15 protein-coding genes are annotated in these 13,703 nt (G+C 53.9%); 8 read left to right on the top strand and 7 right to left on the bottom strand.

Annotated features, from left to right (window positions below):
- Positions 1-6: 6 nt before the first annotated feature.
- The 4 genes from M0P74_06230 to M0P74_06215 all read left to right on the top strand — a co-directional run bounded on the left by M0P74_06230 (position 7) and on the right by M0P74_06215 (position 4,944).
- Positions 7-1,719 (top strand): FAD-binding protein, encoded by a 1,713-nt coding sequence (locus tag M0P74_06230; protein MCK9363181.1) that lies wholly within the window; start codon positions 7-9, stop codon positions 1,717-1,719.
- 1 nt (position 1,720) lies between these two features.
- On the top strand, positions 1,721-2,968 hold the full coding sequence (gene sdhB, locus M0P74_06225) for a succinate dehydrogenase iron-sulfur subunit (GenBank protein MCK9363180.1): 1,248 nt from the start codon (positions 1,721-1,723) through the stop codon (positions 2,966-2,968).
- 1 nt (position 2,969) lies between these two features.
- Complete coding sequence (locus tag M0P74_06220) at positions 2,970-4,526, top strand: cytochrome b N-terminal domain-containing protein (GenBank protein MCK9363179.1); 1,557 nt, start codon at positions 2,970-2,972, stop codon at positions 4,524-4,526.
- A 73-nt stretch (positions 4,527-4,599) separates the two neighbouring features.
- Positions 4,600-4,944: a succinate dehydrogenase gene (locus M0P74_06215; protein MCK9363178.1), complete on the top strand. Its 345-nt coding sequence runs from the start codon at positions 4,600-4,602 to the stop codon at positions 4,942-4,944.
- Positions 4,945-4,947: 3 nt separating this feature from the next.
- Here M0P74_06215 and gpmA read toward each other — a convergent pair whose 3' ends face one another.
- On the bottom strand, positions 4,948-5,694 hold the full coding sequence (gene gpmA / locus M0P74_06210; protein ID MCK9363177.1) for a 2,3-diphosphoglycerate-dependent phosphoglycerate mutase: 747 nt from the start codon (positions 5,692-5,694) through the stop codon (positions 4,948-4,950).
- Positions 5,695-5,791: 97 nt separating this feature from the next.
- Here gpmA and M0P74_06205 point away from each other — a divergent pair, with 97 nt between their 5' ends.
- Positions 5,792-6,793, top strand: a complete 1,002-nt coding sequence (locus tag M0P74_06205) for a D-alanyl-D-alanine carboxypeptidase (GenBank protein MCK9363176.1) — start codon at positions 5,792-5,794, stop codon at positions 6,791-6,793.
- 35 nt (positions 6,794-6,828) lie between these two features.
- Here the strand turns inward: M0P74_06205 and M0P74_06200 are convergent, their stop codons facing one another.
- The 6 genes from M0P74_06200 to M0P74_06175 are packed head-to-tail and all read right to left on the bottom strand — an operon-like array spanning position 6,829 to position 11,363.
- Complete coding sequence (locus M0P74_06200; GenBank protein ID MCK9363175.1) at positions 6,829-8,034, bottom strand: hypothetical protein; 1,206 nt, start codon at positions 8,032-8,034, stop codon at positions 6,829-6,831.
- A 54-nt stretch (positions 8,035-8,088) separates the two neighbouring features.
- Positions 8,089-8,754: an HAD family hydrolase gene (locus M0P74_06195; GenBank protein ID MCK9363174.1), complete on the bottom strand. Its 666-nt coding sequence runs from the start codon at positions 8,752-8,754 to the stop codon at positions 8,089-8,091.
- A gap of 8 nt (positions 8,755-8,762) precedes the next feature.
- On the bottom strand, positions 8,763-9,722 hold the full coding sequence (locus M0P74_06190) for a hypothetical protein (protein ID MCK9363173.1): 960 nt from the start codon (positions 9,720-9,722) through the stop codon (positions 8,763-8,765).
- A 30-nt stretch (positions 9,723-9,752) separates the two neighbouring features.
- Positions 9,753-10,301: an NUDIX hydrolase gene (locus M0P74_06185; protein ID MCK9363172.1), complete on the bottom strand. Its 549-nt coding sequence runs from the start codon at positions 10,299-10,301 to the stop codon at positions 9,753-9,755.
- Positions 10,302-10,323: 22 nt separating this feature from the next.
- Positions 10,324-10,884, bottom strand: a complete 561-nt coding sequence (gene trxC, locus M0P74_06180; GenBank protein MCK9363171.1) for a thioredoxin TrxC — start codon at positions 10,882-10,884, stop codon at positions 10,324-10,326.
- On the bottom strand, positions 10,881-11,363 hold the full coding sequence (locus M0P74_06175; protein MCK9363170.1) for an aminoacyl-tRNA deacylase: 483 nt from the start codon (positions 11,361-11,363) through the stop codon (positions 10,881-10,883). The genes trxC and M0P74_06175 overlap by 4 nt, the downstream gene beginning before the upstream one ends.
- 266 nt (positions 11,364-11,629) lie before the next feature.
- Between M0P74_06175 and M0P74_06170 the strand changes: the two genes are divergently transcribed.
- The 3 genes from M0P74_06170 (at position 11,630) to M0P74_06160 (ending at position 13,700) form a co-directional block, all read left to right on the top strand.
- Positions 11,630-11,956, top strand: a complete 327-nt coding sequence (locus M0P74_06170) for a hypothetical protein (protein ID MCK9363169.1) — start codon at positions 11,630-11,632, stop codon at positions 11,954-11,956.
- 108 nt (positions 11,957-12,064) lie between these two features.
- Entirely contained in the window at positions 12,065-12,409 is a 345-nt protein-coding gene (locus M0P74_06165) for a hypothetical protein (protein ID MCK9363168.1), read from the top strand.
- Between the two features lie 142 nt (positions 12,410-12,551).
- Positions 12,552-13,700, top strand: coding sequence for an acyl-CoA dehydrogenase family protein (locus tag M0P74_06160; GenBank protein ID MCK9363167.1), 1,149 nt, complete (start codon positions 12,552-12,554; stop codon positions 13,698-13,700).
- The last annotated feature ends 3 nt before the right edge of the window (positions 13,701-13,703 follow it).

Raw genomic sequence — 13,703 nt, 5'->3', positions numbered from 1 at the left:
CCATTGATGGATGTTCATGCCCACGAGTTGATTGTTGTCGGAGGAGGGTTGGCGGGAACGAGGGCAGTTGACGAGGCGGCCCTCAGGGGAGTGGATGTCGGCTGGATATCCAAGATTTACCCCATCCGTTCCCATTCCGGAGAGGCGCAGGGAGGAATCAATGCCGCCATGTGCAATCATCCGGATGGAAAGGACGACAGCCCCGAACGTCACGGCTATGATACAGCCAAAGGAGGGGATTTCCTCGGCGATCAGGACGCGATTCTGATCATGACCGAACAGGCCCCGAAGACGGTCCGCGAGATGGACCACTGGGGCGTTCCCTTTTCCCGCTTTGCCGATGGCTCCATCGCCCAGCGGCCTTTCGGCGGGGCGGCTTTCCCCAGAACATGCTATGGGGCCGACAGAACCGGCCACTTTCTGCTGCACGCCGTTTACCAGAAATATCTGACCCTCAAAGACAGGGTGCAGCTCTACGACGAGTACTATGCCGTCGGCTTGATCATCGAAGATAACGTCTGCCACGGTTTGACCGCTTTCAACATGCGTACCGGCAAGTTGGAGGCGTTTCTTGGCCATGCGGTGATTTTTGGAACCGGGGGATCGGGCCGGGTTTATGGGCGCACCACCAATTCCTACAGCTCCACCGCCCTGGGCGTAACGATGCCATACTGGGCGGGAGTACCAATCAAGGACATGGAATTCGTTCAGTTTCATCCCACCTGCATTACCGGCAAACATATCCTGATGACCGAAGGCGCCCGGGGCGAGGGGGGGTATCTGATCAATAATGACGGGGAGCGTTTCATGAAGCGCTATGCCCCGAAGGCGATTGAACTGGCGCCGCGGGATATGGTTTCCCGTTCCATAGAAACCGAGCTGATCGCTGGGCGCGGCATCAATGGCGAAAAATATGTCTATCTCGATATTCGGCACCTCGGCCGGGCGAAAATCGACGAGAGGCTCCCGGGAATAAAGGCCATCTGCGTGGATTTTCTGGGAATTGACCCGGTCACGGAGCCGATCCCCATCCGCCCCGCCCAGCATTATTCGATGGGCGGGATCGATTGCGACCACACCTGCAAGACGGAGGTGGAGGGGTTCTACGCGGCGGGGGAATGCGCCTGTGTCAGCGTTCATGGGGCCAATCGTCTCGGCGGCAACTCCCTGCTCGAAACCATTGTTTTTGGAGAAATCGCCGGTCGCAACGCCTCCCTGGCGATCCAGGGCAAGGGGGCGCCCAAGGATGACAGCTTAGTTAAAGAGGCGCTCCGGAAGAAGGAAAAGGAACTGGAGGAGCTTTACAATCGCGGCGGTTCGGAAGATCCCTACAAAATCAGGGACGAGGTGCATGACATCGTTGACAACAAGGTACAGATCTTCAGAAATAAGGCTGATTTGGAGTCTGCCCTGCAGGAGATTAGGGCGGTCAAGAAGCGGTTCCGCAATATCCGCTCCGCCGCCAAGGGCAGCGTCTTCAATTTTGATCGGACATGGACCCTGGAGATTGCTGCCGGCATAGACCTCGCGGAGGTGATCACGCTCGGCGCCCTTGCCCGGGAAGAAAGTCGGGGAGCTCACTCCCGAACGGATTTTCCGAACCGCGATGATGCAAATTGGCAGAAACACACCATCGCCAGATTTACGGAAGACGGCCCGGAGCTTTCCTATAAACCTGTCACCATAACGAAATGGCAACCGGAAGAAAGGAAATATTAAGATGGCTCAAATAGGTGAAAAGGCGGTTATTGAGATACTGCGCTATGATCCTCAGGCAGACAAAAAACCTCATTATGAGACCTATGAAGTTCCCGTTGTCAAAGGGCTGACGGTGCTGGAATCTCTCTACTACATTTTGGAAAACTACGATGGGGGCCTCTCCTACCGTTCCTCATGCCGGGCGGCGGTTTGCGGGTCGTGCGGGATGAAGATCAACGACAAGTTCGCCCTGGCCTGCCGCACCCTCGTCGAAAACATAAAATCGCCCCGGATCAAGGTCGAGCCCCTCGCCAATTTGCCGCTGATCAAGGATCTGGTCGTGGATATGACCGATTTTTACGAAAAATACACACTTGTCGAACCTTTCCTGATTCCCAAAGAGATCCCGCCCGAAAAGGAATTTTACCAGTCTCCCGATGACCGCAAGAGCGTTGACGGCCTCGTGGAGTGCATCATGTGCGGCGCCTGTTACGCGGCCTGCACTATGGCTGGATGGGATCAGAAATTTCCCGGTCCTTTCGGCATGCTGGCCGCGGACGGCAAACTCCGGGATACAAGAGACAAGCTGGGCAGCGAGCGCATTGTCAATCTCTCCGACGAGCATGGGATCTGGCGCTGCCATGACGAATTCAACTGCATGGAGGCCTGCCCGAAACAGCTCTCGCCGACCGGGGCGATCCACCACCTGAAGAGGACAGCGGTCAAGTATCGTTTCACCTCGCCCAAGCGAAAAGAGTTGGTAGATGAAGAGACGAAGCCGTTGCCGGTGGCGTTCCCGGAGGCCGTTTCGGCAAGAAGAAACTTCATGAAAACAGCATTCTGGGGAGGGACCGGGGCGATCGGCGCCGGCTTTCTGCTGATGTTTCCGCCCCTGTTCAGCAAACCGGCGCGGGGTTGGGAGTCGGGCTGGATAAAGTGGGGCGAGATGCCAAATTTGCAGCCGGACATTCCGCTGGAAATAACCTACAACAGACAGAAATGGGAACGGGGTAAGCTTGTTTCCTACCCGAAAAGGGCATATCTCGTCAAAGATGAAGCAGGCGCCCTCTCCGCGATGGATCCCACCTGCACGCATCTCGGCTGCATCTGCTACTGGGACGAATCCATTCGCATGTTTTTATGCCCCTGCCACGGCGGCGCTTTCAATAAGGAAGGGAAAGTCACATTAGGACCTCCCCCGACACCACTGGCCCATCTGAAAGTCAAGGTCGAAGGGGGGATACTCTATCTCCAGGAGGAGGGCGCATAATATGGAGCAGACTCTGGGAAACAAAATGGGGGCGTGGGAACTGCTGAAGACGAAATTCTTTTACAAACCCCTCTCCAAGGATATTGGCTGGTGGTACACGCTGGGCTCTCTCAGCCTTTTTCTCTTCATCATCCAGGTTATAACGGGGTTCCTGCTGGCCGGCAACTACGTTCCTACGCTTGCGGAGGCATACGGCAGCGTGGAGCATATCCAGAATGAACTGACGCTGGGCTGGCTGATCAGGGGCGTCCACCACTGGGCCTCCCACTTCATGGTGTTGACGGTGTTTATCCATCTGCTCCGGGCTTTTTTCCACGGCGGATATAAAAAACCGAACCAGTTTATCTGGGTAACCGGCCTGGGCCTGTTCTTTCTGACCGCCCTGATGGCGCTCACCGGCTATATCCTGCCGTGGTCCGACCGTTCTTACTGGGCGGCCACCATCCTTGCGAAGGTTTTTGAATTCCTGCCGCTGATCGGCGGCTGGCTGGCCAACATGGTCGGAGGCATTCAGGTCGGAGGCCTGACGCTGACCCGCTACGGCTCCTTGCACATGATTCTGCTGCCGATGGCGATTCTGGCCGTTATCGCCAACCATGTGGCGCTCATTCAGATCCACGGCGAGAAGGGACCTCCCCCCCGCGAAGGGATCGAGGTCGGCACGCAGCCATTTTTCCCCTACCAGCTCGCCAAGGACGCGATCGCCTCTTTGCTGATGATGGCGGCCTTGTTTATGCTGGCCCGCTATGTCGGCGTTCCGGCAGACCCCGCGGCGCAACCGCTGGCGCCGATCAATTCCGTCCCCAAACCGGAGTGGTTTATCCTCTTCGGCTATGAAATACTGAAGATGTTTGAGGGTAAATCGATTGTTATTGCCTTAACGGTTCTTCCTTTGTTCGGGATCGCCGTTCTGCTCTTTCTGCCCTTCTACGACAAGAACCCGGAGCGCGCCTACACAAAGAGACCGCTTGCCATTGCCACTGGCTTTGGCGCCGTCATTCTTATCCTGTACCTGACGCTTATCGCCGAGGTTTCCTCGCCTCTGCCTGGTAAATTCTTTGTCCCGGATCGTCCGCTGGCCGTCAAGGAGCTGGCCGGACTGGCGCTTTTTGAAAAAAATGTTTGCTACAGCTGCCACAGCATCGAAGGGGTGGGCATGAAAAATGCGCCCGATCTGTGGAAGGTCGGCACGAAAAGAGACCAGGAATTCTTGCGGAATCTGCTGAAGGATCCCGACAAAACCCTGGGCAAAAAGGGGAAAATGGTAAAATATCATCTCGATGACGCCGATCGGGAAGCGCTGGTGAGCTACCTGCGCAGCATTGATTTTACGCATTACAAGGCGAAGCGGATAGAACCATCCCTGTTTCGGAGCGCCCATATTATCTATCGCAACGAACAAGGGATAACAGACCGGGAGGTCAGTGGCAGGACGCAGCAAATAGTTGCTTTACTTGAGAAAAACAAAGAGGAATTGCAAGAGAAAAGCCCGCTTGCGAAAACCTCCCGGGAAGAGATCGCAAAGCTTGCCGGGTATTTCGCGGCAAACTACAAATAACATCTCTGCATAGAGAGCCGCCGCCGAACGGGCGCAAGAACTATTTTTTAGCTATTTCATAAAGGGGGAAAAGATGGAAGATACAAAAAATGCCGACCGTATCATACGCAGAAGGGATTCGCTGAGTCTCTCCGAATGGCGTGCAACGCAGGTGGGAATGTGGGCATGGCTTATACAGAGATTTTCCGCGCTCCTGATCGTTATTCTGATCTCGCTTCATCTGGTCTATCCCTATATGGTGAGCCTGCAGGCCATCATGGCATTTTTAGTGTTTCTCCACGCGGCTTTGGGATTGCGGGTGATTTTTCTCGATCTGGGCGCCAACACCGCCCTCCACAAAACCCTGTTTTATGTCATGATCGCCCTGGCCTTCGTCCTTTTTGTGATCGTGCTTAAATACCGGATATTATACTTCTGATTTTCACTTTTTGTTCAACTGATTCGCGACCGACGCGGTTGCCTGGGCGACAGCATCCTGATCCCCCAGATAGAAATGGTTGACGGCGCGCAGGTTGTCGTCAAGCTCATAGATCAGCGGAATGCCTGTCGGGATATTCAGCTCGGTAATCACATTGTCGGGGACATCGTCCAGGTACTTCACCAGGGCGCGGATGCTGTTTCCATGCGCCACGATCACTAATTTCTTACCCGCGCGGAGATCCGGAACAATCGCTTCATGCCAATAGGGAAGCACCCTTTCCAGCGTATTTTTCAGCGATTCCCCCCCTGGCAGCTCCGCTGGCTTTAACCCCTTATACCTTGGATCGCTGCCCGAAAAACGCTCGTCTGTCGTTTCCAGGGCAGGCGGCGGGGTGTCATAACTTCTTCGCCAGATATGCACCTGTTCCATGCCGTACTTATCGGCGGTATCCTTCTTGTTAAGCCCCTGCAAGGCCCCGTAATGGCGTTCGTTGAGCCTCCACGACCGATAAACAGGCAGCCACATCAGCTCCATCTCGTCCAGCACAATCCATAATGTCCGGATCGCCCGCTTCAGCACTGACGTATGGGCCAGATCGAATGTATAACCCTCTTCTTTCAGAAGCCTGCCTGCCTGATGAGCCTCGGCAATCCCCTTTTCGGTAAGATCAACATCAGTCCAGCCGGTAAAGCGGTTCTCCAGATTCCAGGCGCTTTCCCCGTGCCGAAGCAAAACCATTCTGATCATTGTGCTTTCCTCCCTTAGTGTATTTTTGGTTCAATGATAAATAGCGACTTCTGTTACAAAATAACCTGAATAAAAGAGCGCCGAAGGCCGATTGTGTGTGGGCATTCATATCATTATCGTTTTGGTAAATCCAGCCCGGAAAAAATTCATTGACATTAAGGGTCACAATTATTACTGTACGCCGCAACTCTGGGCGCAATCCGCCGGCATCCTCGCCGGGGCTCTTCGCTGCCAGGGTTTTTTCAGCCACAGAGGGGGATTAGCCATCGTTAAGCGAAGCATCAGCGTTTTAATAATTCTATCCGCTCTTTTTTTCTGGCCGCACCTGTCTGCAGCCGATGGGCTTAAGCTTACCTGCCGTTCGGCGATCCTCATGGACATGAATACCGGCAGAATACTCTATTCCCATTTTGCCGATACGCGCCTCCAGCCGGCATCAATTACGAAAATCCTCTCCCTGTACATCGCCGACGAGGCGATAAAAGCGGGGCGAACCAGGCTTTCCGACCAGGTAAGGATCAGCCGCAAGGCATCGAATACGGGCGGCTCCCGCATGTTCGTTCAGGCGGGCAGCGAAATTCCTCTGGGAGAACTTATGAAGGGGATCGCGGTTGTATCCGCTAATGACGGATCCGTCGCCCTGGCCGAATATCTCGGGGGAACCGTGGAGCAATTCGTCGCGCAGATGAACCGGAAGGCACGTGAATTAGGGATGTTCAACAGCAACTTCCAGAATCCCAACGGTCTCCCCGCCAAAGACCAATTTACGACGGCTCGGGACATGCTTGTTTTGGCCAGAAGTTATCTGCAGCGCTTTCCGGAGGCGCTCGATCTGCATTCCACCCAGTACTTCACCTACAACAACATAACCCAGCGCAACCGGAACAGCCTGCTGCGCCATTATCCCGACGCGGACGGCTTGAAGACAGGATGGGTCGCAATCGCCGGATATCACATAATTGCGACGGCAAAACGGGGGAACACCCGCCTGATCGCCGTTGTGATGGGGGCAAAGAATCCCGGCATCCGGGCAAGGGAAACGGAACAGCTCCTTGATGAGGGATTCAGAAGGATCAATAAAGGCAATCGCCAGGGGTAAAATCAGCCATGACTGCCGCCTTAGTCCATTTTCGGCTAACTGATTTGGTTAATTGGCGGAATGTGAAACAGCCCTTTCAATATCTCGTCGAAATAGTCAGGCAGATAGCGGTTCCAGAGCTTTATCGGGAGTTCGCCCAGGTCGCCGCTGCGGCCGGCGGCGGGTAAGACAAACAGATACTCCAGAAGATATCCAATGTTCCTGGCAAGCGGCCCCCGATACTGCTGCTTCAGCCTCTGTTCAATAATTCTGTCTTCATGCATGCTTCTGCCAAGTTCGCTTTCCAGAATCTCCTGATAACTGGAGACGATTATTTCTACCAGCACATCCTCCTCCCCCGCAAGCACAAATTCCCGGAAAAATTGATTCGCCTCATACGGGGAATACCCCCGCGCCTGCATGATGCGGAGAGAGCCCTCTTCGAGGGGAAGGGCAAGGATATCCCTTTTAGGGGGGCGGAAGCGGACGATCAGATTGGTCGCATTGTAGCGCCCGCTGTGTTTCTCCGCTTCGACAATCTCGCTGTCCGCTGAGCGCGCTATCAGCTCCTGAATTTTCATTTCTTCGTGGGGCTCGAGGATAACCTTGATGCCGGCGACATCGTTTATCGGATCAATTTTTCCATCCGCGTCGATTGGTCGCCGCTCGCGCAAATCCTCCAGCAGCCGATTCTCCGCCCGAAAAAACTCCGCTTCCATTTCCTGAGGAGCGGTCAGGAGTGAGGCGCGGGGAATCCCCAACAGCAGCGCCCGTCCATCTGCCATCATTTCGGCGTCCCTTTTTATTCGGTCAAAGATGATATCGATGATCCGGCGGGCCGATTTTTCTGCCAGACGACGCCCCCGCTTAATTCTGCTGGATCCTACATATATTCGTTCACTATTGCCGGTTACAAAATAGAGTGCGCCATTAAAGGGCGTTTCCCTGTAAAAGCGCCCCGGATTAAGGCGGTAATCGTCGGTGAGTTGGTCAATTCTTTCATTGCGATATGGAGGCGCCGCAACAAGGGCGTCTTTCAGATCGCCTTTTCTGGTAACGGGGAAAACTGAAAGGGGGCCCGGACGCAGTCCCGAAAAGATGCCCTGGGCAAAAATTTTCAGATAACGGGATACAAAGACGCTGTTGAAATGGACGAGTTTGACCACGCTGTCGGCATCGTCGGGATGCGTCTCATTGTACATCCAGCGGCGAATAACGTCGCTGAGGACTTCCCGGTGCAAAAATCCGTTTATGGTAATCACTGTCTTTTACCTCGATCACGTGCATGGAAAGAGGGCTTCTCCCCTGCGCTATCGTTACGATTCCGCCGAAGCACTCCGGCGCCCCCCTTTGCTTCCCAGGTCAAGCAGGCCATGAGGCGTATCGATCAGAAAATCGGGAGAGGCAGCGGCGAGCTTCTCCCGGCTGTGCCACCCCCAGGCGGCGGCCACGCTTACAACCCCGGCTGCCTTCGCCTCGGCAATGTCCCCCGTCGTGTCCCCTATGTAGTAGGTTTGACTAGGGGAAACCCCATATTTCGATAAGGCGTGGCTGATTTTTTCCCGCTTGCTGAAGAGAAAATCAGAGCCGAGAATATCCTGAAAATAGGTTAAAAAGCCAAAACTGCTCAGCGCTTTTGCGATTGTCTGTGAACCGTTTGACGAAACAACGGCCAGCAGATTGTCTTTCTGCAGGGAGCTCAAAACCGGGATGAGTCCCGGGAAAGGCCTCATCGCACTGTAATCAAGGCCGGGGAGAATTTCCTTTGCGGCGAGGGAAAAGGCCGCAAGGTCAACCCCCCGGCCAGCCATTGATTCGTAAAAATTCCCTTCGAAAAGTTCCAGATAATCGGCGCGACTCGAGACGATGGGCGTGCCAATCCGTTCGAGGATAAGTCTGACCGCCTCCGAGTACAGGTGAAGCGAGTCTGCAAGTACCCCGTCAAAGTCGAAAAGCATCATCGATTCTACGGCAGCCGTCATGTTCCAGTTCACTCCTCTCTGCTCACTAAAGATGGTTGACGATGTGCCAGGTACTGATAAAAACGCACCAGCCGGACAATGACAATCGCCATCAACAGTCGGGGAATATAAAGCCAGAGCGGATTGACTCCCAGGGCCATGAATAGCGGCGGATCTTCCACCATCGAGTGGTTCATCCCGATGGAAAGATGGAGAAGTTCCAGTTCATCCTTGTTCAATCTGCCGTTTTTGGCCTCTTCCACAATGACCGCCCCGCCATAGGAGAGACCAAAGACAACCGCCGTCATCCAGAGAAATCCCACCCTCTGGTCCAACCCCATGAGTCGGAGAAAAGGGCTGAGCGCCCGCACAAAGGGGTGAATCAAATCGAATGTCTTGAGCAGTTCCAAAACGGTAAGCAGCGCAATGATAATGAATAATATTTTAACGATAAGCCACGCTGTAGTTATCGCCCAGCGCCCGATCATGGCAGTAAAGGCGGTGTTTGCCGCGACCGTTCCCATGGCGGCTGCGGGCATCATCGTGGAACTCCCCGCCCAGGGCGCAATCAGCAGGACAAGGGCTGCCGCGGCGCCAAGCCGGACCAGTGTTGCCTTGAGTGGATGGATGCCGGACTTGCCCTGAATTATGCCTTCCTGGATCAGCGCATGAGCGGTCAGGACAAAAACGGCCATCAGCGTTATTTGCCCGGCGCTGAAGGGAAAGACTATCATCGCCGCGATCGCGGCGTAAACGGAGCTGAGAATGCCTATCAAAAGCGGCAAGGCCGCCTCGGGAGGAAGAGAAAGCGCCCCCATCAAGGGTTTGAGAAAAAAATCAAGATGAGCCAAAAGGCCGCTCCAGTCGAGAATTGCCGTGAAAAGCGAGATCGGGATCACGATCTTCATCATCCAGATAAAACCCTCATACCCCTTTTTTATTCCTTCCCGCAGCCCTGTTTGCAGTTTTTTTTTAAATGCCTCGTTCATTCGTTTCCTTACTGAGTCGCCGTATAGCGGTTAAACATCAAGCCTGTCCTGCAGAAAATCCCACGCCATATGTATGCCGAGCGCCGTCTTGACGTCAACGATCCGCCTGTCGCGGATCATCCGCCTGGCCTCGTCGAAGGAAACGTGCATGACCCGTATATACTCGTCCTCGTCACCGGGAAGGGATGCGGCGTGAAGATCGGTGGCAAGGTAAAAGTACATGTATTCATTGGAATATCCAGGGACGAGATATCCTTCGAAAAGCCTGATCAGACGGCCGGCCTGGAAGCCCGCCTCTTCGGCTAGTTCACGCTGTACGCATCCCGCGACATCCTCTCCTTGCTTGTCCATAGTGCCGGCAGGTATTTCGACAATCATCCCGCCTGCAGCTTGCCGGTACTGATCAATCAGCACCAGCTTGCCGTCCTGATTTACCGGGACGACGGCTACGGTGGGGCGGTGGTCAAGCCAGCTATACTGGAATGTCCTGCCATCGGGAAGCCGGACGTCGCTTTGGTACAAGTCAAAAATGCGGCAACTATAAAGCTGTTTGCGGTTGAGTTCCCCTGCATCCGGCATGGTTTTTTCTCCTTGGCGCCTGTTAATTTTTTTGCATCAGCGCGCTGATATTTTGTTCAATAGTCTCTTTCGGCAGGGCGCCAACCAGGCTTTTGACCATTTTGCCGTCCCTGAAAAACAGCATTGTCGGGATGCTGCGGATATTGTAACGAGAGGCAATAACCTGGTTTTCGTCCACGTTAAGCTTGGCAATCCGGATGCCTCCCGCATATTTAGCGGCCAGTTCATCGAGGATCGGCGCCACCAAGCGGCAGGGGGCGCACCAGGGCGCCCAGCAGTCAACAAGCACAGCCCCGGGGGCGGAAAGTACCTCCCTGTCGAAGGTTGAATCATTGACCTCAATCGGACGGCCAGGGTCCGCCGTTACCGCCAGAACAACGCCGCATTTACCGCAGAGGGGGTTCTCGCTGAGCCTGTTTTCGGGAATGCGGTTCTTTGTGCCGCAGCTCAGACAGCGGATGATTATCTCGTCCAGCGGCTTTCCGCACTTTCCGCAGAGAGGACGGTCATGCATCCTTTCTTTCGATATCCGGTTTTTGGCGCCGCAATTGAGGCACCGCACCACCATCTCTTCTTTGTTCATATTGCCACCTTTACGCTAACCGGGTTTAATGTTCGGATCAGTTCCGCCGGCGCCATTTCCGCGAGCAATCCCCGACTTCCAGCATTAATCAATATCCTGGGAAGAAGCGCAATGTCTTCCTCCATAAAAATCCGGAGAGGGCGTTTCGTTCCAAACGGAGACGTTCCTCCGACACGGTAGCCGGTATGCCTTTCGGCAACATGGGGTTCACAAGGGGTTACCGATTTTACCCCCATAACCCTGGCCAGCGCCTTGGTGGAAACCTTCCGGTCCCCATGCATGAGGATTATAAGGGGTTTCCCGCCATCATCCTCCATGACCAGCGTCTTGATCACCAGGTTTTCATCAACTTCCAGCTCACGCGCGGCAACAGTTGTTCCCCCATGCTCTTCATAGCGATAGGACCGCAATGTGAAACTGAGCCCGTTTTTTTTCATAAAGAGAAGGGCGGGGGTTGCCGGTATCCGTTCCTTGGCCATTTTTTCTCAATCCTTAAGGCGTTCTTCCACCTTTTGCAATATAGCCATAAAACCTCGGAAGGTCAATGACCTTGTCAAACATAAAACCGGGACGTTAAAGAAGGCGCTGGCATTATGCGCTTGCAGGGAAGACTTTTTGATAAACAGCAATGCGAACAATCTGGCTTTTTGTTTAAAATTCTGATAAGGGGTCAAACAGTTTCTCTACATTGCAGAAGCAATAAAAAATGTCAGCATAAATATACAATATTTTAAAGGAGATAACGATGAATTCCCAAAGCAAGGAAACAAGACTGCAACAGCAGGCGTTATTTAATTCAAAGCTGCAGAAGCGCCTGGCAATGCTTGCCGAAAAGGGCATGGACGAAAAAGCGATCGCCAGAGATGTGATTGTCAAGGAACTGAAGTCCAAGCTTAAGGAAACGGCGGCGCGTTTGCGGGCGATTGAAAAGGTCGCCAAGCGGACGGGGGAGCTTGACGCTATCAAGGTCGAACGCTTGGCAAACCCGAAGAAGAACATGCCTCGGGCAAAGAAGGAAGCCCCGGAAACCCCGACCGAGGCGAAATCAAAAAAGAAAAAGAAGGCCGAGTAGCTGCGGAAGTAAGCGAGCAGGGGCGGCGAGCAAGACCCGGGTGATTTATGTCAGGGGTTGTAGATATGCGAGAGTCATTAAAATTGGTTTTTGCGACGGGGCACCGATATGGCGGAGACAGTCAAAACAATCTTCATGTTCCTCTTATTGATCGCCGCGCTGATTCTTATCTTAAGAGTTACCGGCTGGAAGATGAAAAGGGCGGCTGACGCCATCGTCGCTGATTTGAGAAAGAAACAGGCCTTCGATCCGGCTTCGGCGCGGGAGCTTCCCTACAGCAAGGTGGAGCTTTTTCACGTCGGCCTCCGTGATTACCGTCCCAAAGCATTGTCGGCACTGGTCCGGCAGGATGTTGTGCGCATGATCGAGGGCGGCAAATATTACCTGCGCGAGGGGCAGGCATCGGGTATTTCCGGCGAGGCGGCGCCCGGCGAAAAAGATTTACAGTCGTGAGCGCCGCAGGAAAGAAATTTTGAAAGGTTTTTGTTTTTTAATAAGACATTTTTTAATAAGATACTTGCTATTTATATAACTTTCCGATACAGTTCCCCCATCCGGCATAGCCCCAAGAAAAAAATGATTGGAGTATTGATCGTTGTTTTTTAACCCTTCCATGAAACACAAGGCGCTCCGTAAGGCGTTGCGTATGTTTGCCGAGGCGGAGATCGGCCCTATCGCCCGCGATATCGATCGCGATGCAAGATTTCCCTGGGAAGTCATTGAGAAGATGCGGCCCCTTGACCTCTTCGGCATGCAGGCGCCCAAGACTTTCGGCGGCGCTGATATGGACTCGATCAGCTATGCGATCGTCATTGAAGAAATTTCTCGTGTAAGCGCGGCGGTTGGTCTTTGTCTGGCAATTCACAACAGTATCTGCCTGCATCCGATAAACCGCTGGGGAACAGATGAACAGAAAAAGCGGTTCCTGCCGGAAATGGTGCGCGGTGAGAAGATAGGCGCATACTGCATGACGGAAGCCGGTATCGGTTCCGACGTGGGCGGCGTGGAGACAAGTGCAACACCCGAGGGCAATGATTATGTACTGAACGGCACAAAGATTTTCGTGACCAATGGGGGCATCTGCGGCACCACTCTTGTCTTTGCCACCACCGATTATCAGAACCCCCGGCGGGGTGCCACGATGTTCATAGTTGACAGGGAAACCCCCGGTTTCATCGTCGGCGAGATAGAGGACCTCTGCGGGATGAGGGCAAACCCGGTTTCCTCTATCTATCTGGAAAATTGTCGTGTCCCGGCGAAAAATGTGCTCGGCCAGCCAGGCGAAGGGGTCCGGATCGGCATGGAATCTCTCAATGTCGGCCGCATCGGCATTGCCGCTCAGGCGATGGGAATTGCGCAGGCTGCGTTTGATGATTCGGTTCTCTACTCCAAGGAGCGACAGCAGTTTAAGAAACCTATCTCCTCTTTTCAGACAATCCAGAATTATCTCGCCGATATGGCAACGGATATCGATGCGGGGCGACTTCTCCTTTACCGTGCCTGCGCGGCGCAGGATTCCGGCAGCCCCTTACGGGAGGCGGCGGCGATGGCAAAACTTTTCTGCAGTGAAATGGCCATGCGCGTCGCGAACAAAGCCGTGCAAATTCATGGCGGGTACGGATACAGCAAGGAATATGCCGTGGAACGCTACTTCCGCGACGCGAAGGTTACGGAACTTTACGAGGGGACAAGCGAGGTGCAGCGGATTGTTATCTCCCGCGAGGTGCTTGCCAAAAGGGTTTAGGAT

The sequence above is a fragment of the Syntrophales bacterium genome, assembly GCA_023229765.1.
GTDB lineage: Bacteria > Desulfobacterota > Syntrophia > Syntrophales > UBA5619 > DYTH01.
Note: the sequence above shows the minus strand (reverse complement) of the source record. Positions and strands in the feature narration are given on the sequence as shown.